This is a genomic window from Escherichia sp. MOD1-EC5950 (assembly GCF_002965345.1).
Taxonomy (GTDB): Bacteria; Pseudomonadota; Gammaproteobacteria; order Enterobacterales; family Enterobacteriaceae; genus Escherichia; species Escherichia marmotae.
On the sequence record NZ_PTSR01000094.1, the window covers coordinates 1 to 1,281 of the forward strand.

The window sequence follows — 1,281 nt, forward strand, 5'->3', positions numbered from 1 at the left end:
GAATCCGGCAGAATAACGGAAGCCGCGTGTATGGCTCATGCCCGGAGAAAAATCCACGATGTGCATGCAAGAGTGCCCACCGACATCACCACGGAAGCCCTGCAGCGTATCGGTGAACTGTATGCCATAGAGGCAGAAGTCCGGGGATGTACAGCAGAACAGCGTCTGGCGGCAAGAAAAGCCAGAGCTGCGCCACTGATGCAGTCACTGTATGACTGGATACAGACTCAGATGAAAACACTGTGCTCGGACGAGAGCTGGATGTGGATGAGGGCACCATCCGCAAATGAAAATCCGGAGAAACCAGTATTGTGATCACCACATTGCTGGCTGGCCGGGCGGGGAATGCTGTTAGAAGAACCGGCTTGGCCGGTTTTAAGGCGTTTCCAGATACGTCTGAGAATGAATCGTCTCTGGTATTGGTAGCGGGAACGGATGATATGAGGGAAGTGGTCATAGTTTTTCCAGAATAGGGTCCAGCTCTGATACCTTTTGACCACTAAAAGGATGAAGCCGCCGGTATTGAAGATGCCATATGTGATCGTGGTGAGGATGAGAAATACAGTCATACAATGTTCCTTATGTAAAACTGTATTTAGAAAATGCGATGCGGCCTTTAAGGCCGATTGGTGAAAAAAACTGAAAAAAGTTCCCCTTTCCTCTTTTGTTGCCATTTCAGGGTCAGTCAGCCGTGAACTTTGCTTCCCATACAACAATCCACGAATCACAACAATTCTCTATTTTTTGTGACTTTCCGGCAATAATCGGCCTTCTCTCCTCAAAAGATCCGGAAACTCCCGGTTACGGATCTCTTGCCCTCACTGACAGGAAGGTTTTACATTCACATAAATAATTCCCTTTCATTTACGCCTGCCTGAGAAAGGAACCTTGCATGAATTTTTATGTGGATTAAACCGGTCATACCGGTTCCCGTATTTTTGACCGTACCCAACCTGTACTTGAGAACATGCCAGCTGAACCACTTGTCTTCCTGTCGGGTTCGCAAAGCGCAGGGCTGGAGCTGGTTGATATTTATCTCTGGATTTTCAAGCGGTTTATGGAAGATAAGGAGCTGACCAAGCCTCTTGCGCGCCTTGTTTATACCAATCTTAAGACTGCCAGAACAGACAGCGTTTCCCTGCAGTCAGCTGGAAAACGTTTTGATGTCAACGCCACGATGTTTGACCGTTATGGGGCTGCGGACGATTTCCTGGACTCTCAGGAGATAAAACATGTTTACTGAAGAAGAAAAAATCCGCGCCATTGAGCTTTATTTCAAAT

General features: G+C 47.4%; 2 pseudogenes. Both read left to right on the forward strand.

What is annotated here, in order from left to right:
- A pseudogene (locus tag BEA93_RS24380) lies at positions 1-243 on the forward strand (IS66 family transposase); the annotation flags it as partial.
- A gap of 715 nt (positions 244-958) precedes the next feature.
- Positions 959-1,162, forward strand: a pseudogene (locus BEA93_RS24390) (DUF3800 domain-containing protein); the annotation flags it as partial.
- Between the last annotated feature and the right edge of the window lie 119 nt (positions 1,163-1,281).